At 42.7% G+C, this 23,800-nt stretch carries 26 protein-coding genes and 1 pseudogene; 10 read left to right on the top strand and 17 right to left on the bottom strand.

Annotation, left to right across the window (positions count from 1 at the left end):
- Positions 1–455: 455 nt before the first annotated feature.
- From FWF39_RS08375 to FWF39_RS08365, 3 genes and pseudogenes are all read right to left on the bottom strand, one after another.
- Positions 456–1,043 (bottom strand): PDDEXK nuclease domain-containing protein, encoded by a 588-nt coding sequence (locus FWF39_RS08375; RefSeq protein ID WP_343382988.1) that lies wholly within the window; start codon positions 1,041–1,043, stop codon positions 456–458.
- Positions 1,044–1,142: 99 nt separating this feature from the next.
- Positions 1,143–1,423, bottom strand: a pseudogene (locus FWF39_RS08370) (DUF1016 N-terminal domain-containing protein); the annotation flags it as partial.
- A complete protein-coding gene (locus FWF39_RS08365) occupies positions 1,395–1,571 on the bottom strand; it encodes a hypothetical protein (RefSeq protein WP_343382983.1) in 177 nt (58 codons plus the stop codon). The gene FWF39_RS08365 and the pseudogene FWF39_RS08370, both read right to left, overlap by 29 nt.
- 540 nt (positions 1,572–2,111) lie before the next feature.
- Here FWF39_RS08365 and FWF39_RS08360 point away from each other — a divergent pair.
- Complete coding sequence (locus FWF39_RS08360; protein ID WP_343382982.1) at positions 2,112–3,842, top strand: pyridoxal-dependent decarboxylase; 1,731 nt, start codon at positions 2,112–2,114, stop codon at positions 3,840–3,842.
- Between the two features lie 100 nt (positions 3,843–3,942).
- Here FWF39_RS08360 and pyrH read toward each other — a convergent pair whose 3' ends face one another.
- A complete protein-coding gene (gene pyrH / locus FWF39_RS08355; protein ID WP_343382981.1) occupies positions 3,943–4,608 on the bottom strand; it encodes a UMP kinase in 666 nt (221 codons plus the stop codon).
- 90 nt (positions 4,609–4,698) lie between these two features.
- Here pyrH and FWF39_RS08350 point away from each other — a divergent pair, with 90 nt between their 5' ends.
- The gene (locus FWF39_RS08350) at positions 4,699–5,622 is read left to right on the top strand and encodes a DNA-3-methyladenine glycosylase (protein WP_343382980.1); all 924 of its coding nucleotides are present in this window, start codon (positions 4,699–4,701) and stop codon (positions 5,620–5,622) included.
- A gap of 152 nt (positions 5,623–5,774) precedes the next feature.
- On the opposite strand, the gene gltA is transcribed toward FWF39_RS08350, so the two are convergent.
- Together gltA and FWF39_RS08340 are read right to left on the bottom strand one after the other, a co-directional pair.
- A complete protein-coding gene (gene gltA / locus FWF39_RS08345) occupies positions 5,775–7,184 on the bottom strand; it encodes an NADPH-dependent glutamate synthase (RefSeq protein ID WP_343382979.1) in 1,410 nt (469 codons plus the stop codon).
- Positions 7,169–8,017 (bottom strand): sulfide/dihydroorotate dehydrogenase-like FAD/NAD-binding protein, encoded by an 849-nt coding sequence (locus FWF39_RS08340; RefSeq protein WP_343382987.1) that lies wholly within the window; start codon positions 8,015–8,017, stop codon positions 7,169–7,171. Before FWF39_RS08340 ends, gltA begins: the two co-directional genes overlap by 16 nt.
- A 366-nt stretch (positions 8,018–8,383) precedes the next feature.
- Here FWF39_RS08340 and FWF39_RS08335 point away from each other — a divergent pair, with 366 nt between their 5' ends.
- The gene (locus tag FWF39_RS08335) at positions 8,384–8,713 is read left to right on the top strand and encodes a LysR family transcriptional regulator (protein ID WP_343382986.1); all 330 of its coding nucleotides are present in this window, start codon (positions 8,384–8,386) and stop codon (positions 8,711–8,713) included.
- Positions 8,714–8,760: 47 nt separating this feature from the next.
- Here the strand turns inward: FWF39_RS08335 and FWF39_RS08330 are convergent, their stop codons facing one another.
- The 4 genes from FWF39_RS08330 to FWF39_RS08315 form a co-directional block, all read right to left on the bottom strand.
- On the bottom strand, positions 8,761–9,504 hold the full coding sequence (locus tag FWF39_RS08330) for an NAD-dependent protein deacylase (RefSeq protein ID WP_343382978.1): 744 nt from the start codon (positions 9,502–9,504) through the stop codon (positions 8,761–8,763).
- A complete protein-coding gene (locus FWF39_RS08325) occupies positions 9,504–9,923 on the bottom strand; it encodes a pyridoxamine 5'-phosphate oxidase family protein (RefSeq protein WP_343382977.1) in 420 nt (139 codons plus the stop codon). Before FWF39_RS08325 ends, FWF39_RS08330 begins: the two co-directional genes overlap by 1 nt.
- 91 nt (positions 9,924–10,014) lie before the next feature.
- Positions 10,015–10,833 (bottom strand): ParB N-terminal domain-containing protein, encoded by an 819-nt coding sequence (locus FWF39_RS08320; protein ID WP_343382976.1) that lies wholly within the window; start codon positions 10,831–10,833, stop codon positions 10,015–10,017.
- Complete coding sequence (locus FWF39_RS08315) at positions 10,830–11,093, bottom strand: hypothetical protein (RefSeq protein ID WP_343382975.1); 264 nt, start codon at positions 11,091–11,093, stop codon at positions 10,830–10,832. The genes FWF39_RS08320 and FWF39_RS08315 overlap by 4 nt, the downstream gene beginning before the upstream one ends.
- Before the next feature lie 56 nt (positions 11,094–11,149).
- Between FWF39_RS08315 and dnaG the strand changes: the two genes are divergently transcribed.
- The 3 genes from dnaG (at position 11,150) to FWF39_RS08300 (ending at position 14,919) form a co-directional block, all read left to right on the top strand.
- The gene (dnaG, locus tag FWF39_RS08310; protein WP_343382985.1) at positions 11,150–12,427 is read left to right on the top strand and encodes a DNA primase DnaG; all 1,278 of its coding nucleotides are present in this window, start codon (positions 11,150–11,152) and stop codon (positions 12,425–12,427) included.
- A 208-nt stretch (positions 12,428–12,635) separates the two neighbouring features.
- Positions 12,636–13,604 (top strand): hypothetical protein, encoded by a 969-nt coding sequence (locus FWF39_RS08305; RefSeq protein WP_343382974.1) that lies wholly within the window; start codon positions 12,636–12,638, stop codon positions 13,602–13,604.
- A gap of 34 nt (positions 13,605–13,638) precedes the next feature.
- Complete coding sequence (locus FWF39_RS08300; protein ID WP_343382973.1) at positions 13,639–14,919, top strand: alkaline phosphatase family protein; 1,281 nt, start codon at positions 13,639–13,641, stop codon at positions 14,917–14,919.
- Between the two features lie 285 nt (positions 14,920–15,204).
- Here FWF39_RS08300 and FWF39_RS08295 read toward each other — a convergent pair whose 3' ends face one another.
- The 3 genes from FWF39_RS08295 to FWF39_RS08285 all read right to left on the bottom strand — a co-directional run bounded on the left by FWF39_RS08295 (position 15,205) and on the right by FWF39_RS08285 (position 16,740).
- Positions 15,205–15,876, bottom strand: a complete 672-nt coding sequence (locus FWF39_RS08295; RefSeq protein WP_343382972.1) for a hypothetical protein — start codon at positions 15,874–15,876, stop codon at positions 15,205–15,207.
- Positions 15,877–15,965: 89 nt separating this feature from the next.
- Positions 15,966–16,406 (bottom strand): hypothetical protein, encoded by a 441-nt coding sequence (locus tag FWF39_RS08290; RefSeq protein WP_343382971.1) that lies wholly within the window; start codon positions 16,404–16,406, stop codon positions 15,966–15,968.
- A gap of 31 nt (positions 16,407–16,437) precedes the next feature.
- Positions 16,438–16,740, bottom strand: a complete 303-nt coding sequence (locus FWF39_RS08285) for a winged helix-turn-helix domain-containing protein (protein ID WP_343382970.1) — start codon at positions 16,738–16,740, stop codon at positions 16,438–16,440.
- Positions 16,741–17,144: 404 nt separating this feature from the next.
- Here FWF39_RS08285 and FWF39_RS08280 point away from each other — a divergent pair, with 404 nt between their 5' ends.
- The 3 genes from FWF39_RS08280 to FWF39_RS08270 all read left to right on the top strand — a co-directional run bounded on the left by FWF39_RS08280 (position 17,145) and on the right by FWF39_RS08270 (position 20,319).
- Positions 17,145–18,611, top strand: a complete 1,467-nt coding sequence (locus tag FWF39_RS08280) for an FtsX-like permease family protein (RefSeq protein ID WP_343382969.1) — start codon at positions 17,145–17,147, stop codon at positions 18,609–18,611.
- Positions 18,604–19,413, top strand: coding sequence for an ABC transporter ATP-binding protein (locus FWF39_RS08275; protein WP_343382968.1), 810 nt, complete (start codon positions 18,604–18,606; stop codon positions 19,411–19,413). The genes FWF39_RS08280 and FWF39_RS08275 overlap by 8 nt, the downstream gene beginning before the upstream one ends.
- Positions 19,414–19,644: 231 nt before the next feature.
- Complete coding sequence (locus FWF39_RS08270; protein ID WP_343382967.1) at positions 19,645–20,319, top strand: hypothetical protein; 675 nt, start codon at positions 19,645–19,647, stop codon at positions 20,317–20,319.
- Positions 20,320–20,519: 200 nt separating this feature from the next.
- On the opposite strand, the gene FWF39_RS08265 is transcribed toward FWF39_RS08270, so the two are convergent.
- The gene (locus FWF39_RS08265) at positions 20,520–21,335 is read right to left on the bottom strand and encodes a hypothetical protein (protein WP_343382966.1); all 816 of its coding nucleotides are present in this window, start codon (positions 21,333–21,335) and stop codon (positions 20,520–20,522) included.
- 256 nt (positions 21,336–21,591) lie between these two features.
- Here FWF39_RS08265 and FWF39_RS08260 point away from each other — a divergent pair, with 256 nt between their 5' ends.
- A complete protein-coding gene (locus tag FWF39_RS08260) occupies positions 21,592–21,747 on the top strand; it encodes a hypothetical protein (protein WP_343382965.1) in 156 nt (51 codons plus the stop codon).
- 65 nt (positions 21,748–21,812) lie between these two features.
- On the opposite strand, the gene FWF39_RS08255 is transcribed toward FWF39_RS08260, so the two are convergent.
- The 3 genes from FWF39_RS08255 to mtnP form a co-directional block, all read right to left on the bottom strand.
- A complete protein-coding gene (locus FWF39_RS08255; RefSeq protein WP_343382964.1) occupies positions 21,813–22,112 on the bottom strand; it encodes an Lrp/AsnC ligand binding domain-containing protein in 300 nt (99 codons plus the stop codon).
- Between the two features lie 141 nt (positions 22,113–22,253).
- Positions 22,254–22,778 (bottom strand): adenine phosphoribosyltransferase, encoded by a 525-nt coding sequence (gene apt, locus FWF39_RS08250; protein WP_343382984.1) that lies wholly within the window; start codon positions 22,776–22,778, stop codon positions 22,254–22,256.
- Between the two features lie 30 nt (positions 22,779–22,808).
- Positions 22,809–23,600, bottom strand: a complete 792-nt coding sequence (mtnP, locus tag FWF39_RS08245; RefSeq protein WP_343382963.1) for an S-methyl-5'-thioadenosine phosphorylase — start codon at positions 23,598–23,600, stop codon at positions 22,809–22,811.
- Between the last annotated feature and the right edge of the window lie 200 nt (positions 23,601–23,800).

Genomic DNA, 23,800 nt, shown 5'->3' with positions numbered 1-23,800 from the left:
TCAAGGGTACTGCGCCATATTTAACAATTATTGGTTGATGGATAAATTGGTTTTTCCATTTTGAATCTGCTTGTTTTACTCTCAATTTAATGCTCTATAGCTAAAACAAGCGTAAAACATCCTATTTTGGTGTTTTTATTTGGTGCAGGGGTGGGATTCGAACCTCGCCGTTCATGGCGATATCGCCATAACACTCACTCCTCTTCGCTAATTCTCCATCTTTCTCTTCTTTTAAGTTTTAGTGCTGATCCCTCTAGAAAGCTCATTAGCAAGTACTGTTTTTGCTGTTGCGCCAGTTTTCACGATTTTCCTGACCTCAGGAAATTCGTCATCAATAGTGTGTCCGCTGTTTTGACAACTATCATGGTGCGTTGGATAACCTTGGCTTGATATTTGGGTAGAGTGTATGTCCAGCGCGGTACTGTTACCCGTTCTTTTAAAGTATCACGTTATGTTTATTGGTCTTCTGTGTTATCGTCTTTTGATTCGTAGAAATATTCAATACGCTTTGGTGTTTCTTTTTGTGGAAATGCTCTTCGTCGTTCAAGACGTTCTCTTGCTTCTATAAGGATTGTTTTGATTTTTGTTTCAAACTCTGCTTTTGGCGGCAGATGAGTCCAGTATTCTGCAACAGCTATACCAGCTTTATCCATCTCAAGAAGCTCAACTTTTTCCCGACTTGCAGTCGCACATAGGATAATTCCTATAGGTGCTTCTTCGCCCTCTTTGCGCTCATACCGGTTTAACCATTTCAAATAGAGCTCCATTTGACCCTTATAAGATGCCTTAAACACCCCAAGCTTTAACTCAACCGCTACAAGTCTTTTCAGTATCCGGTGGTAGAATAGCAGATCCAAAACAATATCTTCATCATCAATAATCATGCGTTTTTGACGCTCAACAAAAGTAAACCCGTGTCCAAACTCTAGCAAAAACGCTTCAAGCTCCACAAGAATGGTTTTCTCTAGGTCTGCTTCAACAAAATTCTCTTTTAACCCAAACAAATCAAGCAAATACGGATCCTTAAAGACATTAAACGGCACAGTAGAGTCTTTTGATAGTTCAATGTTTGCTATTTCTCGGCGTTCGTATGCTTTGCGTGCTATCTGTTGACGCAATTCACGAATACCTAACTGTCTAACGGCGGTTTCGTTTGCGTAGTATAGTCTTGCTTCTTGGGTTTTTAGCGGTAATATTTCTATGATGTGTGACCAGCTTAATTGTGTCGACAGTGTCGTCACAATCTCTTGGTTTGAGAATGTTTTGCAAATTGTATCATACGGCGTAAATTTCGCATCTCAAAGGTTTTTCCATATTTTTCTGCCAATTGTGTCGACAGTATCGACACAATCTGCCTGCCATAAACCGCACGCTCATCCCCCAGCAAAACCGAATTAACATACTGCCCAACTTCCCAAAACATCAAAGTAGTTTCTTGACTGACGTGCGCAATAGTACGTTTTTTTGCGGTTCTCTATGATTTCTGCTACCCGCAAAAACAACAAATTTTCATCAACTTGTGGTGTATCTGCTATGGTGTGTTTCTGTTTGTTTTTCCTACTTATCGCCATCGCCTAAACCCCTCAAAAGTTCCGCTGTTAATGTATTCTTTGCTTTTATTTAGTTTTACGAACAACCTATCTATTTGGTAGTATGTGATTGGTGAATTGGGCAATATTTCTTGCCATGGTTGTGTTAGGTGCCAGACACACTCCCCGTCTATTTGCACTGTATGTTGGATTCGAACCCACATCAATACCAACCAACTGATTTTTACAAATATACATCGCTACATACTAACCCTTCAAATTGACCTGAATGGTTGTCCAAACATGCGGATATAAAAAAGGCTATACGCTCACTTGTTGATACACTAACTAACAGGGATGGTTCTAAATGGCTGACTATTGTAAAATGTGGAAAGATTTAAACATGGATCTAGAAACTCCTGATCAACTGTGTAAGTGTTGCCCCAAGCCTTTGGAGCGGTATATTTTTTACAGAAAAACTAACTCCGAGAATATAGTGCTAAACATTCACAGCATAATAGACAAACACGCTTAAATTGGGTAGTTTTACTGTGAAAATTGCTATTATGGAGTATTGTGAACATGTCTGATTTTTGTAAATATGAGGTGCATAAAATGTTTTCTAGGTATTTTGCAACAGAAAATAAATGTGAGGTTGTTAAAATTATGTCGCAATATCTGGGCCTGCTTGCAAATGGCACCTTAAAATATGTGGATAAAGATCAGGCCCTGTTGAGGGGTGAAATTGATCTCTACAAACAGTTTTTGGATTCTGAGTGTTTGCCTATTAATTCAGAATGTCCTGAAGAAGTACTAAAGCAGTTGTCCAAATATTTCCAGCGTGCTGTTCAGTGGGAAAACGCTGAAACGATGCTAAACATTACACCGCCGGCTAATTTGGTAAGTATTGCTAGTTCGGCATATGCGAGTTTGTTTAATCCTAATTTTGCACAAGATGAACCCTCGGGTTACTTGTTAGCTACCGAGTTGGTGGTTACAAAATTTTTAGCCGAGTTAGTAGGTTGGGATGTTAAAAAGGCGGGCGGGGTGTTTACCTTTGGCGGAAAAGGTATTGGGTTGTATGCAGGCAAAATTGGATTGGTCAAAGCCGTTCCCAATGTTAGACGGTTAGGGGTTGGCAGTAGTCAAGCCGTAATTATTACTAGTGATAAGGCTCATCCGTGTCATTTTGAAATTAGTGATTGGCTGGGTCTTGGTAGTGATGGCTGTTTGAGTTTACCCACTGTTGCAAATGGTCAAATGGATTTAAAAATACTAGAGGATACACTAAGAGAAAAATTAAGTCAAGGTGTAAGAATTGGTTGTATTATTATTAACGGTGGAACAACCAATGAGGTTATAGTTGATCCTATTAAAAAAATAGTGGATATTAGAGATAAGCTTGTTTGTGAGTTTCAATTGGATTATCGGCCCCATATTCATGTTGATTCTGTGATTGGCTGGGTATGGTTGGTTTATAATTACTATGACTTTAAGAAAAATAGGTTAAGTATGTCCCAAGTAGAGCAGACAAAAATGTCGGCTATGTGCGATAAAATTTCTGAGTTGAAATATGCTGATTCGTTTGGGGTTGATTTTCATAAAACAGGGTTTTGTCCCTATATTTCAAGTTGTATAATGGTGAACGATAGGGCTGATTTGCACGCATTAGGTGGTAAATCGGCATATGATATCGATTCCTTAAAACATGGGGAGTATTCGCCCTTTGAGTGGACTTTGGAGTTGTCTAGGGGATCTGGTGGTCCAATTTCGGCCTATACGGCATTTAAGTTATTTGGTGTAGAGGGTTTTCAAGAATTAATACATACTATGTTTTCTAATGGTGAATATATTCGCAGTTTATTAAATGAAAAAAATGATTTTGAGGTAATCAATAATGAAACGGAAGGATTTGCCACTTTATTTGTAATTCTTTCCCAACCAAACACAGTGCGGTACAGCGACTATATAAAATTAGACGCGGACACGCCCGAGGCAACGTCTTTGTTGGTTTACAATCAACAGTTCTTCTTATTTTTATTAAAAAAACATGAGGCAGGCGAGATTGGCTTTAAGATCACATTTTCCACGAATTATAAACCCCAAGGTGCCAAAGTTAAAACGGGGTGCTTGAAAATCTATCAATCCTCACCCATAGCAACCAGAGAAAAAATTCACAAAGTAATCAACCAACTGATTGAGTTAAAGAAAGAGTTTGATAACAGCAACAAAACCTTTGAAGCACAAATAAACCAACCAGCCGACTTTGTTTACCGAACTCAAAAAGATGTTGATTCAAGAAAAATTTACTAATGGCGTATCTAAACAGGGCAGGTTTGTTTGATTTTTAGGTATCATTCTCTTCAGAATTTTCGTCTAACTGGCACACAATTTGATGGTTCTGTGCTGGTTTTTAGCTTATGATTGTGCCTATGTTTTCGCCTCGTACGGCGGCTAGCATGTTTTGGGGTTCAAAGCCGCTTACAACCACTGTTTTTATACGGTTGGATTTGAGGATTTTTACGGCTTCGGGGTCGATGATTTGATGGATGCCTGCTTTGTGTTCATTTTGATCAAATACCGCCGATAGTTCTTCAAAGCTTAAGTGGTCGAGTTTGACTGCATCGGTGTGTTTGCGGGGGTCTTTATTGTAGACTCCCTGCTGGTCTGAACCTTTCAAGAGCATATCAGCCGCTATTTTTTCTGCAACTAAGGTGGCTACGGTGTCGGTTGTGATTCCAGGTTTTAGCCCGCCCATAACTACAATGTGGCCCATAGTAAGCTCTTCTGCGGCTTCTTCTAGGGTAACTGAGACTTTGTTGCCGGTATATTTGTCGAGTTTTTTGAGGAAAAGTTGCGCAAATAACCTTGAACAGGAAATGGCAACCTCATCTTGGGCCTCCATGGCTAACTCGAGCTCTTTGGCAAATCCGATAAACTGTCTTGCTAAAGCGCCGCCTCCGACAACAACCACAACCTCATGGCCTTGTTGTTTGAGCAAAACGATGATATCTGCATATTTAGCTAGTAATTGAGTGTTGATGGGGTTTGCAACTACGCTACCACCTATTCGAACCACAATACGCATCCAGAGTCCTCTTGGTTGTTATGGTTTAGGAAGTTAAAAATCTTTAATACCAAAACCCACTTTAAAACACAAGGGACCTAGATGTCTTTCACTGAAACGTATACTCTTCAACCAAGGGAGCCCCTAGATTTTGCGTTGAGCTGCCAGGTTTTCTCAGACGGCACCCCCACAGTACGTGCCTATTTGAATGGGGAGTTTAGCCAAGTCCTGCAAATAAACGGTGATTTAGTCCTGGCAAAAGTTGTTGACAGCGGAAGCACCAAAAAACCCTGTTTAACAATCACCCTAAAATCCAACAAATCCTTGACGGCTAAAACTCAACAAACCGCACAAGAGACGTTAAACTATATCTTTAATCTAAATTTTGACTTAACCGCCTTCTATTGTGAGGTCCAAAAAGACCCCATTATGCACAAAATAACCCAGCAGTTATGTGGCTTCAAATTCCCCACTACACCCACAGCCTTTGAGGGGTTGGTAGATGCTATTGTGGAACAACAAATATCGATCAAAGTTGCACGTACCATAGAAGAACGACTTGCCCAACGATTCGGCAATAAACTCGAAATCAATAATGAAACCTACAGCGCCTTTCCAACCGCACAAAACATAGCTGAGGCCTCTATTAGTGATATACGGGCATGTGGGTTGAGCCAGCGCAAAGCGGAGTACATATACAACGTTGCACAACACATTCTATCGGGTAAGCTCGATCTGGAGGCCATGAAAACTAATCCCCATCCAGAGAGTGTAATCAAGGTGTTAGATGAGTTCAAAGGGATTGGCCCTTGGACTGCTGAGCTCACTTTGCTTAGAGGTATGCAACGCTGGGATGTTTTACCTGCCGATGACTTTGGTATAAAACGCGTCATCTCAACCTATTACTACGGAGGCAAATCCATAAAGACGTCTGAGGCCCAAGAAACTGCCAAAACCTGGGGAAAATGGCAAGGACTGGCCGCATTCTATCTTATCTTAGCTGAAGCCAAAAACATCCTTGTTTAGTCCAGTTTGTAGTTTATTTTCGATAGTTTAAAGGCTGAGATAATTCGCGAACTGCATGCAAAGTAGTATCAGCATTTAAAACGTGTATGGCGATAAAACATGTCTTTTTTGCGGAATAAAAGAAAGTAAACAAAGGGGAGGCTATGTTTAGCCTATTTTTCGTTTGTGAGGTATTCGTGGATGCTTTTTGCTGCGATTTTGGCGGTGCCCATTGCGCTGATTACGGTTGCTTCGCCGGTTGCTATGTCGCCGCCGACGTAGACGCCATCTAGACTGGTTTTATAGTTTGTGTCGTTGGCTATGATACCGCCGTGTTCTGTTTTGAGGCCGGGGGTGGTTCCTTGTATGATTGGGTTGGGGGTGCGCCCGATGGCTACGATTACGGTGTCTACTTCTAGGGTTTGTTGTGAGCCCTCGATGGGGACGACGTTGCGTCTTCCTGAGCTGTCGGCGTCACAGAGTTTCATGGTGATGGTTTCCATGGATTTGACGTTGCCTTCTTGGTCGCCGTTGAATTTGGTTGGTGCGGTTAGGTATCTGTAGATGATGCCTTCTTCGTCCGAGTTTTCGATTTCTTCTTGGCGGGCGGGCATTTGGTCACGTGTGCGTCGATAGATTATGGAGACTTCATCGGCGCCTAGGCGTAGGGCGCATCGTGCTGAGTCTAGGGCTACGTTGCCGCCGCCTATGACGGCTACTTTTTTGCCGACTCGGATGGGGGTTTTGCTCTTGGGGAAGTTATAGCTCTTCATGAGGTTTGCGCGGATGAGAAATTCGTTAGCGCTATAGATGCCGTTTAGGTTTTCTCCGGGGACTCCCATGAATTTTGGTAATCCTGCACCAGTGCCGATAAAGACTACTTGATAGCCATTGGCGAACAATTCTTCTACGGTAAAGATTCGGCCAATTAGGGCGTCGGGTCGGAATTCTACGCCTAGGCTTGTGATGTAGTCGATTTCGGATTGGACGATGCGTTTGGGCAAGCGGAACTCAGGTATGCCATACACCAAGACTCCTCCGCCACAGTGAAGGGCCTCAAAGAGGGTGATCTGATAGCCTAATTTAGCTAAATCAGCGGCGACAGTTAATCCTGCTGGTCCGGCGCCGACAACAGCTACTTTTTTACCATTTGACTCTTTAATGGGTGTGGCAACGATGCCTTTTTTCTGCTCAGTATCTGCGGCAAATCGTTCTAGTCGTCCAATTGAGATTGGTTCGCCTCGTTTGCCCAGAATGCAGGTTTTTTGGCATTGCTCTTCTTGGGGGCAGACTCTGCCACAAATGGCGGGTAGGCTGTTGCGTTCTTTGATTTTAGCTATAGCCGCATCATAATTTTTCTGCTGGATAAGTCCTATAAATCCGGGGATATCTACACCCACAGGGCAACCCTCGACGCATTTGGGTGTTTTACAGGTTAGGCATCGCTGGGCTTCAGCTACGGCTTGTTCTTCAGTGTAGCCTAAAACGACTTCTTCAAAGTTTTTAGTGCGGATCGCTGGTTCTTGTTTAGCAACTTCAACGGCTTTTAGCCGATTATTGGGTGTGTTTAGTGGTTGTGACATTTACAATGACCTCCAGTGGGCTCAAAAGATAAGGCTTGTTTTTCTTCTTTGCAATAGCCTCTGAGTCGCAGCATGAGTTCTTTAAAGTCGACTTTGTGGGCATCAAATTCGGGTCCATCCACACAGGCAAACTCGGTTTTACCTGCGATGGTAACTCGACATGCTCCACACATGCCCATTCCATCAACCATGATGGGATTGAGACTTGCAATGGTTTTGATACCATAGGGTCGAGTTATATCCGCTATAACGCTCATCATGATGGGGGGTCCAATAGCAAAGGCGCGATTGAATTGGTAGTTTTTCTCAAGTAAGGATTTTAAAACATCACTTACAAAGCCTTTTTGGCCTTTGGTGCCATCATCGGAGGTAAAGTAAATTTCATCAGAAACGGCGCTCATCTCTTCTTCGAGTATGAAGAGTTCTTTTGAGCGGGCGCCAATGATTGATATTACTTTATTTCCGGCTTCTTTTAGTGCCCTAGCAACTGGATATGCCACTGCTGTGCCCAAGCCGCCGCATATGATAACTGTTGTGCCAAAGTTCTCGATTTCGGTGGCATTTCCCAGGGGTCCAACAACGTTTTGGATTTTTTGTCCTACTTCGAGGTTGCCCAGTTCAGTGGTGGAAAAACCGATTTCTTGAACAATATGAGTAATTGTTCCTTTTTCTTTATTCCATGCGGCAAGTGTGAGGGGTATGCGTTCGCTGTCTTGATTGACTCTGAAAATAACGAACTGACCCGCTTTAGCTTTCGCCGCTATATCCGGTGCATAAATTGTAATTTCTTTAATCACGGGATTCAACTGTTTCTTTGCCGTGATTTCGTTTATTTGAAATTTCTTTTCGGACATTTTTCTCCAAACCACACCTGGCCAGACACTTATAAAAATTTGGTCCCTTCTTGATCCCATTCTCATCTAAGGATTATGTTTTTAGATACAATTTAGCTAAAGGTCCATTGGAATTGTGAGAGGGGTCGAAAGGACTATCGGGGGTAGATGCTAAAAAGTGTCCCCTCTCACAATATATAGGCACATATTGAGCCTAATAAAAAATTTTAACAAATATATAGCAAAAAAATGGGTAATAAAAACACCTGCATTTAACTGGTGATTTTGAAAGCACCAAAAGAATATACACTAAACTGCACAAGCAAAGCTTAATTCCCCAAACACTACACTAAACAAGTGAACACCATGTGCGCCCTAAACTATCGCTTCAAGCTCTGGGTAGTAAACGATAAAAATGAAGCCATCTTTGGCGACGGATTAGCCCAGTTACTCGAAGAAATAGCAAAACGCCACTCCATTTTAGAAGCCTCCAAACAACTGGGCATGTCATATCGCTATGCGCTACACCGAATAACCCTTGCCGAAGAGCGCCTAGGCGAAACACTGGTTATTCGCATAAGAGGCGGCGCAAAAGGCGGCGGATCCTCCGAAGTTACACCATTTGGAAAAACCTTAGTAACCCAGTTCAGACAAACACAAAATAACATAGAAACCACACTCAAAAAACCAACCTAACCCCTAAATAGCAACCTAAACAGAAAACTATCTCGCTATTCACTTAGTTATCCGCCAAATATGTGCCCAATGGCATCAGAGAGTATCTTACCAATACTCTCATGAATTACCAGATTTGCGCGGTTGTCATAGGGGGTTTCAGTTTTATTGATAAGCACAAGATTAGATCCGCCAAAATAGCGCAGTAAACCTGCGGCAGGATATACCATAAGGGAAGTTCCGCCAACAATCAAACAATCTGCCGCTGCAATCGCTTCTATCGCCAAATCCATAACTTTTTTGTTTAATTGTTCTTCGTATAAAACTACCTCGGGACGAACTAAGCCGCCGCATTCGCTACATTTTGGAATAACCCCCGGCTCACAATTTTTGGCGTTAATAATATAGTCTAAACAATATTTTTTATCGCATTGTATGCAGTATTGGCGATGGTTTGAGCCGTGTAGTTCAAGCACATTTTTGCTTCCTGCAACTTGATGTAGTCCATCGATATTTTGCGTTATTATAGTGGACAGCAGGTTGTTTTGTTCAAGTTTGGCAAGAGCTAGATGGGCGGCATTTGGCTTTGCGTCTTTGTATATCAGATTTTCCTTATAGTATCGGAAAAATAATTCGGGGTTGTGTTCAAAAAATGTTCGACTCAAAAGTTCTTCGGGTTGATAGCCGTAAACTTTTTTGGCTGTGTATAGGCCCTTTTCGGAGCGAAAGTCAGGGATATCACTCTCGGTTGAAACGCCTGCGCCCCCAAAAAACACTGTGTTTTTGCTGTTCTGGATTATACTTGCAAGCATTAGGGCACCTCAAAATCTTGTGAGGTGAAATTTGCATAATATCTGCCTGATTGGGCAGTGAATTTTAACACGCAATAATCGGGATCGGTGACCCCTTTGGAATAATATAGGGTATCGCCGTCACGCCAGATCATCTCTTTAGCGGTACTGTCCTCTAAAACAGTCATAGTTCCAAGTAATTGAACACCGCGAAAGAAGCGCTTATCAAAAAAATATATACACGCCTTGGGGTTTGCACGATATTGTGCCACGCGACGTGAAGAGGTGTTGGTGGTGAACCAAAATTCTTTGATACCCTCTCGTTTGCGTGGCGGAAGCATGGCTTTTAGGTTAGGAAATCCCGCGTCATTTATTGAACCGATAAATGCTACTGTTTGCTTATCAATCAAATTACCAATTGTTTGTTCAGGATTACGCAAATCATATCCCCATTCTACGCCTTAGAGACGAAGCGTTACAAACGTCAAGTTTAGCTTGCCCTTAAAGTTTATGTGCATTTCTTTGGGACAATTAAAATGTTGTATCTTCGTCGGGTTTATTTGCCTTTAAGAGTTGTTTTAGGGTTTTGTGGCATTTGTTGCATTCAAGCATGGCGTTACCGCAGTGAGGACAGTACAACTCTCCATTTAGAAGTCGCTCTAGAAGTGTTAATAGTTCTGCTTTGTTGTGCAAGTCTAGCTCTGTGTCCACTTTAACCGCAGTTTCTTGGGCGGGTTGGGGTGGTTTTTCTTCATTTATAATTTCTTGATAAACTTTGGAGATGCTTGTTTTTCCTTCGCGAAGTTTTTGTTTGTCATCTTCGCTGGCTTTTTCTATGATTTTTTTTCCCCGCTCAAGAGTTCGGGTTGATACACCTGCTTTTTTAGCAACCGACTCAGCAGGTTTTATCTTAAGTTCAGGTCCAGAAAAAGCATCTGTATCCTCCTCTGCATCATCATCGGAGAGGGATTCTTCTTGTTGTTGTGGGTTGGATTGGTTTTTGTTTTTTTTGTTTTGTTGTTTTGCTATGGCTTTTTCGATTTCTAGGAGGGGTACGGCGAGTTCGATTAGTTGAAAGTTGTTTAGGTGGCGTCGTCTGAGGTTGGCTTCTATGACGAATTTTTTTTCAAGCAGTTTGTCGTCGAATTGTTTTACTTCAAAGTCGGGTTCGATTTCAAGTTCGGTGCAGGCGCGGAAGCGGTGGTGACCGTCGAGGACTTCGAGGTTTTCGTTAACAATAATGGGGTAGTGTTGGCCTTCGGTTTCTATGGAGCGTTTGAGTTCGGTGAATTCTTCTTCGGACATTCGGGGTAATAGTTTGTCGTATTCAGGGTTTAGGTGCAGGCTCATTGATGCTCACTCTTCTTTGAGGGGTTTAGGTATTTAAAGGGTGGTATGGTTAGGGGGTCATTAATTGTCTGCTTGAGATAGTGTAGATAGCGAGATTGGGGTTTGTTTATGTTGTAGATGAAGTTTTGTGTTTTATTTTTTTGTTTTAGGGGGTTGGTTTGGGTTTGGGTTGTTAGTTTTGTGTGTTTTTGTGTTGGGATTGCTTGCACCGCAAGTATTATTAGACGGCATGTGTTTAGCTTCTTGATCAGTCTCATCATTGCGAGGGTATCACTCGCTATAATGCGATTAACAAATAATCAATCAATCTAAATAGATAATAATTTACAGGAGTTGCATATTTACGGGAACATCCCAAACCTTTACTATAAAGTACGTTGTACATGCTAAATTTGAAATCGAAGGTATAGTCGAAAAGCCAGATGTTATTGGCGCAGTTTTTGGACAAACCGAAGGCCTCTTTGGACCAGAACTTGATCTGCGCGAACTACAAAAAACCGGCCGTATCGGCAGAATCGAAATTGACCTCCATTCTAAAAACGACCGCACAAACGGCTCCATCACCATCCCCACCAGCCTAGACCGCGTATCAACCGCTCTTATCGCCGCAAGCGTTGAGAGCATAAACCGCGTCGGACCCTGCAGCGCCAAAGTCAACCTTGAACGCATCGAAGACATACGCGAAGCCCGCCGAAAAGTAATCATCGACCGCGCCAAAGAAATCCTCCACAAATGGAACATCGAATCTATCCCAAGCGTCGATGAAGTCTACAAAGAAATCAGCGACACCATGAAAGTCGGCAAAGTCGAAAAATACGGCCCCGAAGAACTCCCAGCCGGACCCGGCCTAGAAGGCTCCAAAGACATATACGTAGTCGAAGGCCGAGCTGATATCATCAACCTCATGCGATGCGGCATATTCAACACCATCGCCCTAGAAGGCGCCAAAGTCCCCGAATCCATCAAAAAAATAACCAAAGAACGCAACGCCATAGCACTCCTAGACGGCGATCGCGGAGGCGACCTCATCCAAAAAGAACTCCTCCAAGTAACCAACGTCAAATACGTAGGCCGCGCACCCCGAGGCAAAGAAATCGAAGAATGCAACTGTAAAGAAATAAACGAAGCAATCGAAAACAAAATCCCAGTAGCAGAACTACGCGAAACCACTAACACGCCCACCCCCACCACTACAAACAAACCCTCCCAACCACCCACACCACCACAAGTTCACCAAATACCCAAAAAAGTCGCACCCACACCAACACCCCCAGCACCTGAGCGCCGCAAAATCGAGGTCCCCGAAGCAGTAAGCCAAGCCGCAAAAGCACTCGTAGGCACACTTGAAGCAGTAATGCTAAACGAAAAACTTGAACTAATCGAACACCTGCCCGTCAGCCAACTCGCAGAAAAACTCCAACAAACAACCGACGTAAACACCATCGTCTTTGACGGCATCATCACCCAACGCATCGTCGACATAGCCGCCGACAAAAACATCAAACGCATAGTAGCCTCCCGCATATCCGAAGCAGTCAAACCCGCACCCAACGTCGAACTAGTAACATTCCAACACGCCCTACCCCCAACATAAACAACCCCTTCCTCTTCTTCGTCGTCTTATTTTCTTCACCCTTTTCACAACATCAGACAATATTTGTACGACACATCAATTCACAATGTTCTGGTTTCTGTAGATCCCGAACCAAAAATATCTGAACAACTTAAGTCGATAGAGTTTTTTCGAAACCCTTATCCGTGCCCCAAAGTTTACCTAGAGTGAATTTTTGTTGGTATGTCATATGAGTTATAAGGTGCAGTTAATAAACCCCCAAGAAAAAGACCGCTTTTTTGAAAATTATGCGCCCCAATTGCTCTATACAAGTAAAGCCGATATCTATGGTTGCTGTATTAAGCTCTTGACAAATTCCCGCCAAATAAAGGATCTGTGGGAAGACAATTTTTATAGCGCAAACGAAAACATCCGCAGTCATGGGCGCCTCATCGTGCTCCAAGAATCCAATCAACCCATGAGTGTTCACTATGATCCCTACACCAAAACAGCTTTTCTCATAAATGTAGACTACTACGGCTGGATCAAAAGTATAGCCCTTGCCCTTGCAAGTGATATTTTAGAGGATGAACATCGCATCTACTCTGTTCATGGAGCGGTTATTGACATTAGTTGTTTGGGAGTATCTATTATTGCACCCTCTGGAACGGGTAAAACCACTCATTCCTGGGGGTTGCTGCGAATCCCAACGGCGCGTTTAATCAGTGATGATTGGTATTTTGTACGTCTTAGTTCACGCGAGCCCTTAGCACTTGGCTCTGAAAAAAACACCTACATCCAAGCTGATATTGGCAAAATCTGGAATGAATATGAACAGCTGGTAGATAAGGCACGATTAGATGAGCGGGGTAGAGCAATAGTTAATGTACGCTGGATAGTGGGTGGGGGCGGTGTTATTCCCATGGCAACATTGCACAATATTATTCTGCTCAAACGCGACCCCACCGACAACCAGATCATAACACAGCTAAGTGTCAAAGAAGCCCTAAACTATATGCGTGAGCACGACTTCTGCAATCCCCATCAACTAGTCCGCGATAAACGTAAACTAGAACTCAGAACCAACTTTTTTGAACAGATCTTTGAGAAATGCAAGATACATCTGATAAACACCACCGGTACCCCGCAACAAACCCAAACCGAGATCCGAAAGCTTTTAACGTTAACAACCCCCTTCGATACGAAATATTCTAATTAGTTTACAGGCAAGCCATAACTAAAGAGGAAACAGCTTGAAACTACTCTACATAGCCATCGACGGCATGGGCGATCTGCCAATCAAAGCATTAGGCAACAAAACCCCCCTTGAAGTAGCACACACTCCCAATCTAGATTCACTGGCCCAAAGTGGACAAACGGGTCTGATGTACACCGTTGGTAAAGGAGTGGCACCAGAGAGTGATGCCGCAGTAATTTCTCTGTTAGGTTATGATCCCTTCAAGTACAGTCCAGGCCGAGGCGTCATCGAAGCCGCCGGCGCAGGCTTAGAAATGCAAGACGGTGATTTAGCTCTGCGGTGCAACTTTGCAACCCTAGGCACGGGCAAAACCATTCTAGACCGCCGAGTTGGACGCAACCTCACAACTGAAGAGGCTATCGAACTCACTGAGGCTGCAAACAAGCAAATCAAGTTAACCTCCTATCCAGCCGATTTTGAATTCAAAAATACTCTTGGTCACCGTGCGGTTTTGCTCATCAAAAGTAAAGCCCAGCCCCTTTCCAGCGCTATCACAAACAGTGACCCCGCATACACTACAATCAATGGTATCGGTGTTGCCCAAATCAATGTTGATATGATGTTAAAAACTGTCCAACCCACCGATAATACTGATGCGGCCAAAGTCTCGGCAGGCTTAGTTAACGAGTTCATCGAAAAATCTCACACTCTTTGGGAAACTTGTCCCCTAAATATTCAGCGCGCAAAAGAGGGTAAACTCAAAGCAAATGTTGTTTTGACACGTGATGCAGGTCATTTACTGCCGAGATTCTTCAACATAAATCAACAATACCAGCTCAGTTTTGCCTGTCTTGCAGATATGCACACCGAACGCGGTATTGCCCAGCTTGCAGGTATGGATGCCTCCTTGCTTCCCCCGCCTACCTCAAACATCCAAGCTGACCTTGAACTTCGAGTAGAAGCACTTCTCCAAGGGCTACCCCATCATGATTGCTTCTATATCCATCTAAAAGGTCCCGACGAACCAGGTCACGACGGCAACTATAACCTAAAAACAGACCTCATCACAGCCATTGACAAATACTTCTTTGGCCCGCTCCTTAAACAAATCAATCTAAAAGACACCATTATTTGCGTAACCTCCGATCACGCCACACCCTGTGAAAAAAAAATCCACACCGATACACCTGTTGCAGTATTGATTGCCGGCGGTAAAACCAACCCCAGCAATAACCCCGCCAAATTTTCCGAGAGAGAATGCGAACAAGGTAAATTGGGCCTCATTGAGCAGGGTTATGAATTGATGCCCAAACTTATGGAACTATTCAAAAAATAGCTCAACTCCAAGCGCACAATATGCGGTAAATAAACTAGGTAAACAAAGTTATTGGCATGGCTAGTTTACACCATATATTTTGCTCCATTCCCTTTGTGAGACCTTCAATAATTTGTTCTTACCCATAAAATGTATGGAACATACACAAGATTACCCTTGTTAAAGTTCTATATTTTTAGAATTCGTTACGTCTAAGCTGAATAGAACACGATAAACAAGTAAATTTCTGTTAGACTTATAATCAGTTGTAGTATGATTAATATTATAAAAAAAGGTGTGGAGAAGTTAATAACGGAGTGTAATTAAGACATTTACCTTGTTATCAATTTTGGGGGCGTCTTCGTCGCCTACTTTGTCATTGTCGTTGCCGATTACAATTCTAAGCGAAGCGGGTAAGACTGGAAATATTAGTGTATGCTTCTCATTTGCTTTGCCAAAGTATTCTTTGAATGAAATAGGCGAACCATTGTATGTGTAGCTGACTTCAATGTAGCAGGTATCAGTTGAATTTGGTGTAGCTTCTACTACAATGTAGCTGGCGTAGCGCATTGTTTCGTGATAGATGGTTTCTTTGTCTCCTGCGGTGTGAACTACGGTTTTGTTGACGATAAGCTCGGACTCTTCAAGGTTTACGATCTTTCGCCAGTCTTCAGCTCTTTTGTTTGCAGCGGCTAGTTCTTCGTTTAATGTTGCTATTCTATTGTTTAGGCTGTTAATTGTTGCGGTCTGGTCGGGGTTTTGATTTTGATTTTGCATCAAAACCGCTATTTCGTTTGTTAATTTCACTATTTGGGCATTTAGATCTTCAATTTTTTTGTCTTTTTTGTCTAACTCGGTTGTGTCATTGGTCTTGAGGGTAAATGCGGCTATTGTACTTGCAGCCAGTATAATGCAGATTAGGCCTAATGCAATCACCATTATACTGGGGCTCTTTTTTGTTTGAGTCTCCGGAATCATTTGAGTCTCTTCCGCTTCTTTGTGCTCTTTTGAATCTTAAATAGTTTTTCCATATTCTATCCCCTGACTGTATAACCTGAAAGGGGTAGTTAGTATTTGATGTTTAGATAGAACAGCACAAGAAGAGCCGCCATCTCAAAAAGGTCAGGCAGAAATGCAAATGGACCTAGGCCGAAGAGTCCAAAGCCTAAAACACCAATTACAAAGGGACTCCAAGCTACTTCCTTTATGAGTAGAAAAGTTGCAAATAACAGCAAGCCTATGGTAAATTCTGATTTGGTTCTTAAGTAGATGCTTACATAACTAACAATTAGAACTGAAATTAACACTACATTTATGGTTGAGAGTATGGTTCTTGCCCAATAATATAGCTCAAGATCAGCCGGATTGGGACGATATACTCTTGCTTCAAAAGGAAAAGGCTGGGAATTTTTCACTTCGGTCTGGTAGAAGGTCATTAAAACTGCAGCACAAACAGATAGAACTAACAAAGCGATAAGCAGAACCAATATGGCTTGTTTTCTATTCATCATTTTCTCCCTCTTACTTGTTCTCCTTTTTCTACTTTTTCCCGATTTTCTTCACAATCTCCTCAAACAGACCATAGTTATCCTCAAGAGTCTGTGAAAGAAAATATGTTGCCCCATACCTATCCCCAACAGAGGTCACCATACGGTTTTTTTCCAGCACCTCTAGATGATGCCGCATAGTTTTGTAATCCATCTTGAGCAATGATGCCAACTGATTGGCGTTCTGGGGCGTTTCTTTTAATGCATCAATTATTTTCGCACGAGTCAACCCGCCTCGGGTGCCTGCAATTAACCAGCCCAACACATATTTTAGTGAACGAGCGTTTACAGACATCCAGTTGCCTCTCATGCTTCTTGGGGGAATGTTATTCTGTTGAGGTTATAAAGGTGCGCTTTTTAGACCCAACAAAGAAGAAATTAGACAGATTACAGATCGCCATTATTAATTGCCACCATGACAGATACCGCCAGTTTTACGCTACAATCACACCCAACAACAGCCTAATACAATACTGATCTTCTGCTCTTACCAGTTGCACAGGCGGTTAATTTCGATAAAAAAGAAGCAGAAGCAAGTTACAGCTAATTTGGGTACAATTTGGGTATAATTATGAAAAATTATTTAATAATTATAATACTAAAGATGAGAAAACCAAGAAGACTTGAATAACTGGAAATATAATGCTGACTAAGGTCTGTTCAGGTTTTTCTTGTCAAGTTAACATGCAGGTGTTGTATATGGGAATAGTAAACCGGGCAGTAAGAAACATTTCAAGACGAAAAATCAGAGCGTCGCTAGTTATCATTGCACTTAGTATCTCTCTATCAATTATGATCTCCATTCCTGCAGGGCTCATGGCTAATCAGGAAGCGGCAAATGATATGGCTAATAATTTAAGTTCAACCATAACCGAAACCGGTGAATCAATCACTCAGGCGCTAAGCCAAATAGATGTCACCATGTCTTCGCGGTTTGCCGGGTATGGGTTTAGTCCTGATGCTACCCCCACAATAATCCAAGGGGGCCAGATACCCCGAGACGGACAAGTCCTAAATCCATCCAATGCACCAGGATTTGGTGATAGATATGGCGGGTTTAGAGGCGGCGAAATATCAGGTCAGTTTGGCGGGGCCCTGCAGGCATCCACACCGATGAATCAAGAGCTCTACTCAGACATAAGCAACATCAACGGCGTTGCTGCGATGTTGCCCTCACTTGAAGCCTCCGATGGAAGCCAAGAACAAACCCTAGAAATGATGGGCCGATCCTTCACGACCCAAATCATTGATTACACCATAAAAGGCATACCCCTAACTTCTGAGTTGCTATCATCATACAATATTTTACCCTCAAATATTGTTGCAGGACGAAACCTTCGAGCCGATGAAACCGGCGTAGTTTTGCTTAGCCAAAATAATTCAGCATTTTTCTCTGCAAAAGTCGGCGACACCATTACCATCTTTGACACAGACTTTATCGTTGTAGGCATCTATGAACCCAGCGCATCAACCGATAATTTGATTCTCTACATGAATCTCTCTGACGCCCAAACCATAACCAACAACACCGGATACATAACAAGCCTCAAAATATTCACAACCAGCAGTGAGGTAGTCAACACAGTAGTTGAAGAAATCAGATCACTCCACCCCGAGGTAACAGTAATTACCGGACAAGAACGCCTAAACCAACTGGAATATATGCAGTCAAGATACAACGAAGCCATAGAAAGCTCCCAAGCATCCATAGCCGCCACACAAGCAACAGCACTCCAAGAAATCATCGTGGTTGTAGCCGCAACCAGTTTAATTGTGCTCTTTGTGATGCTCTACACAGTGCGAGAACGCACCAAAGAAATCGGCACTCTCAAAGCCATAGGATTTAGCAACCGAGCCGTCATGGCACAATTCATACTCGAAGGCCTCCTGCTAAGCACCATTGCAGGCATAATCGGCGTCGCCATAGCCAGTTTTGCCGCACCAACCCTCTCCTCACTACTACTCCCAAGCGTCCAATCCAGCTTAGGCTTTACCCTCAGCGCAACCGGACCCATTGTTGCCGCAACAACAAATCCAGTCACTTTGAGTGTTGAACTTGTGTTAGCAACACTTGGAGGAGCCATGCTACTTGGTGTGTTGGGTACGCTCTACCCATCGTGGAGAGCCGCAAAAATACGCCCCGCGGAGGCAATGAGATATGAATAACCCAGTACTGCAAATCGAAAACCTAACCAAAACCTACACCCTAGGCAAAAATCCAGTTAATGCCCTAACGAATCTAAACCTACAAGTCAACCGAGGCGAATTCATAGCCATTATGGGTCCAAGCGGAAGCGGCAAAACAACCCTGCTAAACGTCATCGGATGCATCGACAAACCCACAAGCGGCAAAGTCCACCTCGACAACATTGATGTCACAAACACACCCGAGAACAAACTCTACAAAATACGCCAAGACAAAATGGGCTTCATCTTCCAATCCTTCAACCTCCTGCCATATTTAAACGCCAGAGAAAACGTAGAACTGCCTCTAGAAAACAAAATCAAAAACAAAACAGAACGCAAAAAACGAGCAAGCGAACTCTTAGGTCTTGTCGGCCTCTCAGGCAGAGAAAACCATCGCCCCCAACGCCTAAGCCAAGGCGAACAACAACGCGTCGCCATCGCACGAGCACTAGCCAACGAACCCGCCATCATACTAGCCGATGAACCCACAGGCAACCTAGACAGCCAAAACAAACAAGAAATCATAAAACTCTTAGCAAACCTCAACCTAACAAGGGGCACCACCATAATCATGGTAACCCACGACATACAAGTGGCAAACCACACAGAACGCATGCTTCTACTAAAAGATGGCAAAATAGTCACAGAAAAAGCAGGCCTGCACATAGCCAAAAAACAAAGCAAATGTCCCCACTGCAACTCATCCATAAAAATCAGCGATGAAACTTGCCCGACCTGCAAAAAAGCACTCTTTGAAACAGACGAATTCTTTACCACATAGATAGAAAAAACGGGCAAACACAGTTTTCCACCCTTTTTTGTCTTCAGATAACTCATTATTCATATGGTTTTAGGTTTGTCTACCCATAGGGTAACCAAAAAAATTCTGCGTAAATCTTACCCTGATCAAAGCACACGATAGACTGTGTTCTAGCACTAAAACGTAAAATATACAGATGTACCAATTGATAGGTTTAAAAGGTAATCAGCTAACCAGTTGTTGGTGAAAAATTTGGGCGTGAAAAATAAAAAAATCGCTATCCCAATCATAATCCTTTTGGTTATCAGTGTCGCGCTATGTCTAGGTTTAGGTTCAATACTTAGTAACAGTCAAACATCAAACACACAACCAAAGAGTATTGTTTATGGCAAAGAGACAGCCATTGAAATTGCTTTGCCTTTTGCTCAGGCATATGCCCAAGAATATAACCGTACCCTAACAACAACCAAAGCAACTCTCAGAGAAACCGATAGACCTTATTGGTTCATAGAAATTGGACTTGAAACTGTAGAAAACCCTGAATCTAAATATCACCTCAAAACTCCTGGTTATGAGGTAACAGTATGGGCAGATACCGGAGAAATATATCATCAATGTGTAATACCTCCGTATAGTGAGCAAGATTTTAAAATCTCTCTTGAGAAGGCAATTGAGATCGCTTATCCTATCACTCAGGTATACGCTCAAAATAACAATCGCACCATAGCAACAACCGTAACAGGCTGGGCAGGTTATGTAGATTCACGCCCATGTTGGCAAATTGACATAAACTTTGAAACAATGAGCGGCGATGAGAAAGCACTACATTTAGTTCATGGACATCCATACGGAATCCAGGCATATGCAGTCACTATCTGGGGAGATACCGGAGAAGTACGCTCACAAAACGAACAAGGCTACTACTAGCTAAAAGATCACAACAAACCTGTTCACACTCAAATTTACACTACAACAAATGACGCTTCAAATCATCTAATAGATATTTTGTCTGTGAAAATATAGCGAAGAAAAGCTTCTTTTAATCAATGCAACTCTAAAACGCTGTTCTGTTCACAAAAGTACGGTATTCGAGCCCTATTCGGTGTAGTGTTAAATAGAGGGGGGTGTTAGTCAGTTCGTTCGTGAACATCATTACCCTCAGTAGCGGTGTTGCCATAAATTTCACCGCCTAATCTATCAACGGTTCCATACATGTTGTATACTCCACCACCATATCCCTGTGCGGTGTTGTTAGTAATTACGCCTCCAGACATCTCAAAATGACCTTTCCACATAAATACACCCCCACCGCCAGCATACCAATCAGAGACAGTTGCTGTGTTACCCGATATTTTACCGCCCGACATCTTAAAAGTACCCTCATTTACATACACTCCAGAGCCACGTTCGGCAACGTTATCCGAAATCACTCCACTAACTAACTCAAAAACACCACTAGCCGAGATGTCTACCCCGCCTGTGTTACCGGAAATTTTGCCATCAACCATAATAAGAGTACCAATAACAATTATACCCAAACCTGTAGAACCAGCCTCATGGGTCACAATAATACCATCAATCGTTAATCTGCCGCCATTCATAACACGAATAACACCCTGACCATCCCAACCAACTAATCTAAAAAAATCAGTTTTACTGTCACTTGTTAAGGTAATATCTGCACCTGTTGGAATGGTAAGTTCAGGACCAAGAAAAATATCGGTAGTAAACGCAATAGTTGTAGGCACACCAACCGCGGCATTATTAATGGCTTCGTTAAGCTCAGACGCAGTCTTAACACGTATAAGACCATCATCGTCTACTATCAAAGATCGATATACAAACAGAGCAGAAACCAACACCACGACCGCAATTATCACAGAAACAACTATCAGAGTTCTACGATGTGAAGCATTTAAACTAGACTTGGGTGTAACAGCCACACAATAACCCCCATTAAATTGAAACTAAATGATACATATGACTCTTATTTCTTTCTGTTCATCTGTGTAATTTTGCACTCGCAGGTTATAGCTGACTAAACTATATCAATTTATTTGACACGGCAGTTTACACCCATCAATGAATCATGCTAAAACACTGCAAAGAATCATTTTAGACAATGTACATCATGTTGTAGGGTTGTTACAGCCACATAGGGATATGTTAGGATAAGGTAATTTTAGTGTGGTGTTGGATTTGGTTCAACCAATTTTTAAATGTCCCTTCTGTGATGTTCCGCCCTGGCACACCCGTATGATGTTTTGGAAACACATCCATGAATGCTTACAGGCTACCCAGGGCAGTCAAAAGATTCAAGTTGCTACGGTTGTTAACATAGAAGAACCGATATAATCAAGTAGTAAGCATTAACAAAATCGGTTAATAATACTATTTTTTGTCTATCAGTTGGCAGTTATTTAGATGACGGTTAGGGTTAGGGTTGATTTGATGCTGCTTATGTTTCGGATGCGTTTGAGTACGTCGTCTTTTATGTGGTCTAGGGAGTCACCTTTGACTTTTGCTACCAAGTCATATGCGCCTAATGCGAGATAGACTTCTTGAACTTCTTCGATTTTTTTTAAATCTGCAAGCGCTATGTGGCTTGATTCTGCTTCGGCGGTTATAAAAATAAATGCACTTCGTTTAGGCTTCAAAACAGGTTCTTCAACAGTAGTAGTGTTGATTATTGGCCTCTGCTCTATCAAAATGTTTTCCAAATAATTCAGCTCCAATATGATTAATTATTTTACATAGAACTGTATTAAACCTAAGTTGCTGTAATGATGTAACAACAAAGCAATATATGCGCCATATTAGCGCTAATAAGAGGAAAAAGAAGGTTGGTTTTATAGTCAGTGTTAACTGTCGGTTGTTTGTTTTCTTTCCAATGAGAATATTTCGTATTTGTTGCCTAGTACTTTTCGACCATCTAGATAGTCTAGCTCTACTAGAAATGCGATGCCTGAGACTTTGCCGCCCATTTTTTCTACGAGTTCAAGGTTTGCTTTAGCGGTGCCGCCGGTTGCAAGTAAATCATCAATGATAAGTACGGTTTGATCTTTGCTGATGGCGTCTTGGTGGATTTGTATGGTGTCGCTTTCGTATTCTTTTTGGTAGGTTAGATCAATGCATTTGTAGGGGAGTTTGCCTTTTTTGCGAATTGGGACAAATCCTGCGTTGAGTTCGTATGCTATGGGGGCTCCGATGATAAATCCGCGGGCTTCGTTTGCAACAACTAGATCGATATTTTTGTTGCGGTAATGGTCGGCAATTTGTTTGATGACTGATCGGAAGCAGGTGGGATCTTTTAGAAGGGGAGTTATGTCCCAAAAGACTACTCCTTTGAATTCTGGGATTCTTCGGATATGGTCTTTGAGATTTATTTTATCAGGGTTATTCATCCTTGTTTTCTCCTATGCGAAGGCGCTTTTTAGGGCTTGGTTGCAGTTGCAGGTGGGAGTGTTGGGGGTTTTTGTGATGGCTTCGGTTATGATGCGTTTTACGTTTTCTACGCCGGTTTTCATTATGTTTACGATGTCATCGACGCATACGGCGTGGTCTTTCCAGCAGTCGTAGTCGGTTACGGTGGATATGTTGGCGTAGCAGATTTCTGCTTCTCTGGATAGGACGACTTCGGGAACCATGGTCATGCCGATTATGTCTGCGCCCCATTGTTGGTAGAGTTTGGATTCTGCTTTGGTTGAGAAGCGGGGGCCCTCGATGCAGATGTAGGTGCCTTTTTTGTGGTGTTTGATGTTTAGGGTTTGGGCGGTGTCAAGGAGTACGTTGTGTAGTTGGGGGCACATGGGTTCTGCGACGGATATGTGGCATACTTTGCCCTCTTGGAGGGTGTAGAAGGATTGTTCTCTGCGGGTGGTGCGGTCAATGAATTGGTCACAGAACACGACGTCGCCGGGTTGGTAATCTTCGCGTAGTGAGCCCACGGTGGATGCGGCTAAGATGCGTTTTACTCCTAGGCGTTTTAGTGCCCAGATGTTGGCCCGTACGTTTATGTCGGTGGGTCGAATGGTGTGCAGTTTGCCATGTCGGGGCAGAAACGCTACCACTCGTCCGCCTAACTCGCCCACAGTGATGGTGCCGGAGGGTTGGCCATAGGGTGTATCTATGGTGATTTCTTGGATATTTTTGAGAAGTTTAGGGTCACAAAGACCCGTTCCGCCGATTACTCCAAATTCAGCTTGCATGTTTTCTAAAATGCAGGCGCTGGGTTAATAAAAATAGCGACAAAAAACCCAACCAAAAATTGTGCAACTATCCCGTAGATTTTCGCGTTAAGTTTTGTTGTCTAGGTAGGCCTTTTCGCGTTAAGTTTTGTTGTCTAGGTAGGCCTTTTCGCGTTAAGTTTTGTTGTCTAGGTAGGCCTTTTCGCGTTAAGTTTTGTTGT

The sequence above is a fragment of the Candidatus Bathycorpusculum sp. genome (assembly GCF_009778815.1).
In the GTDB taxonomy this organism is placed as follows: Archaea; Thermoproteota; Bathyarchaeia; order Bathyarchaeales; family Bathycorpusculaceae; genus Bathycorpusculum; species Bathycorpusculum hydrogenotrophicum.
This window is presented reverse-complemented; position numbering and strand designations above follow the sequence as displayed.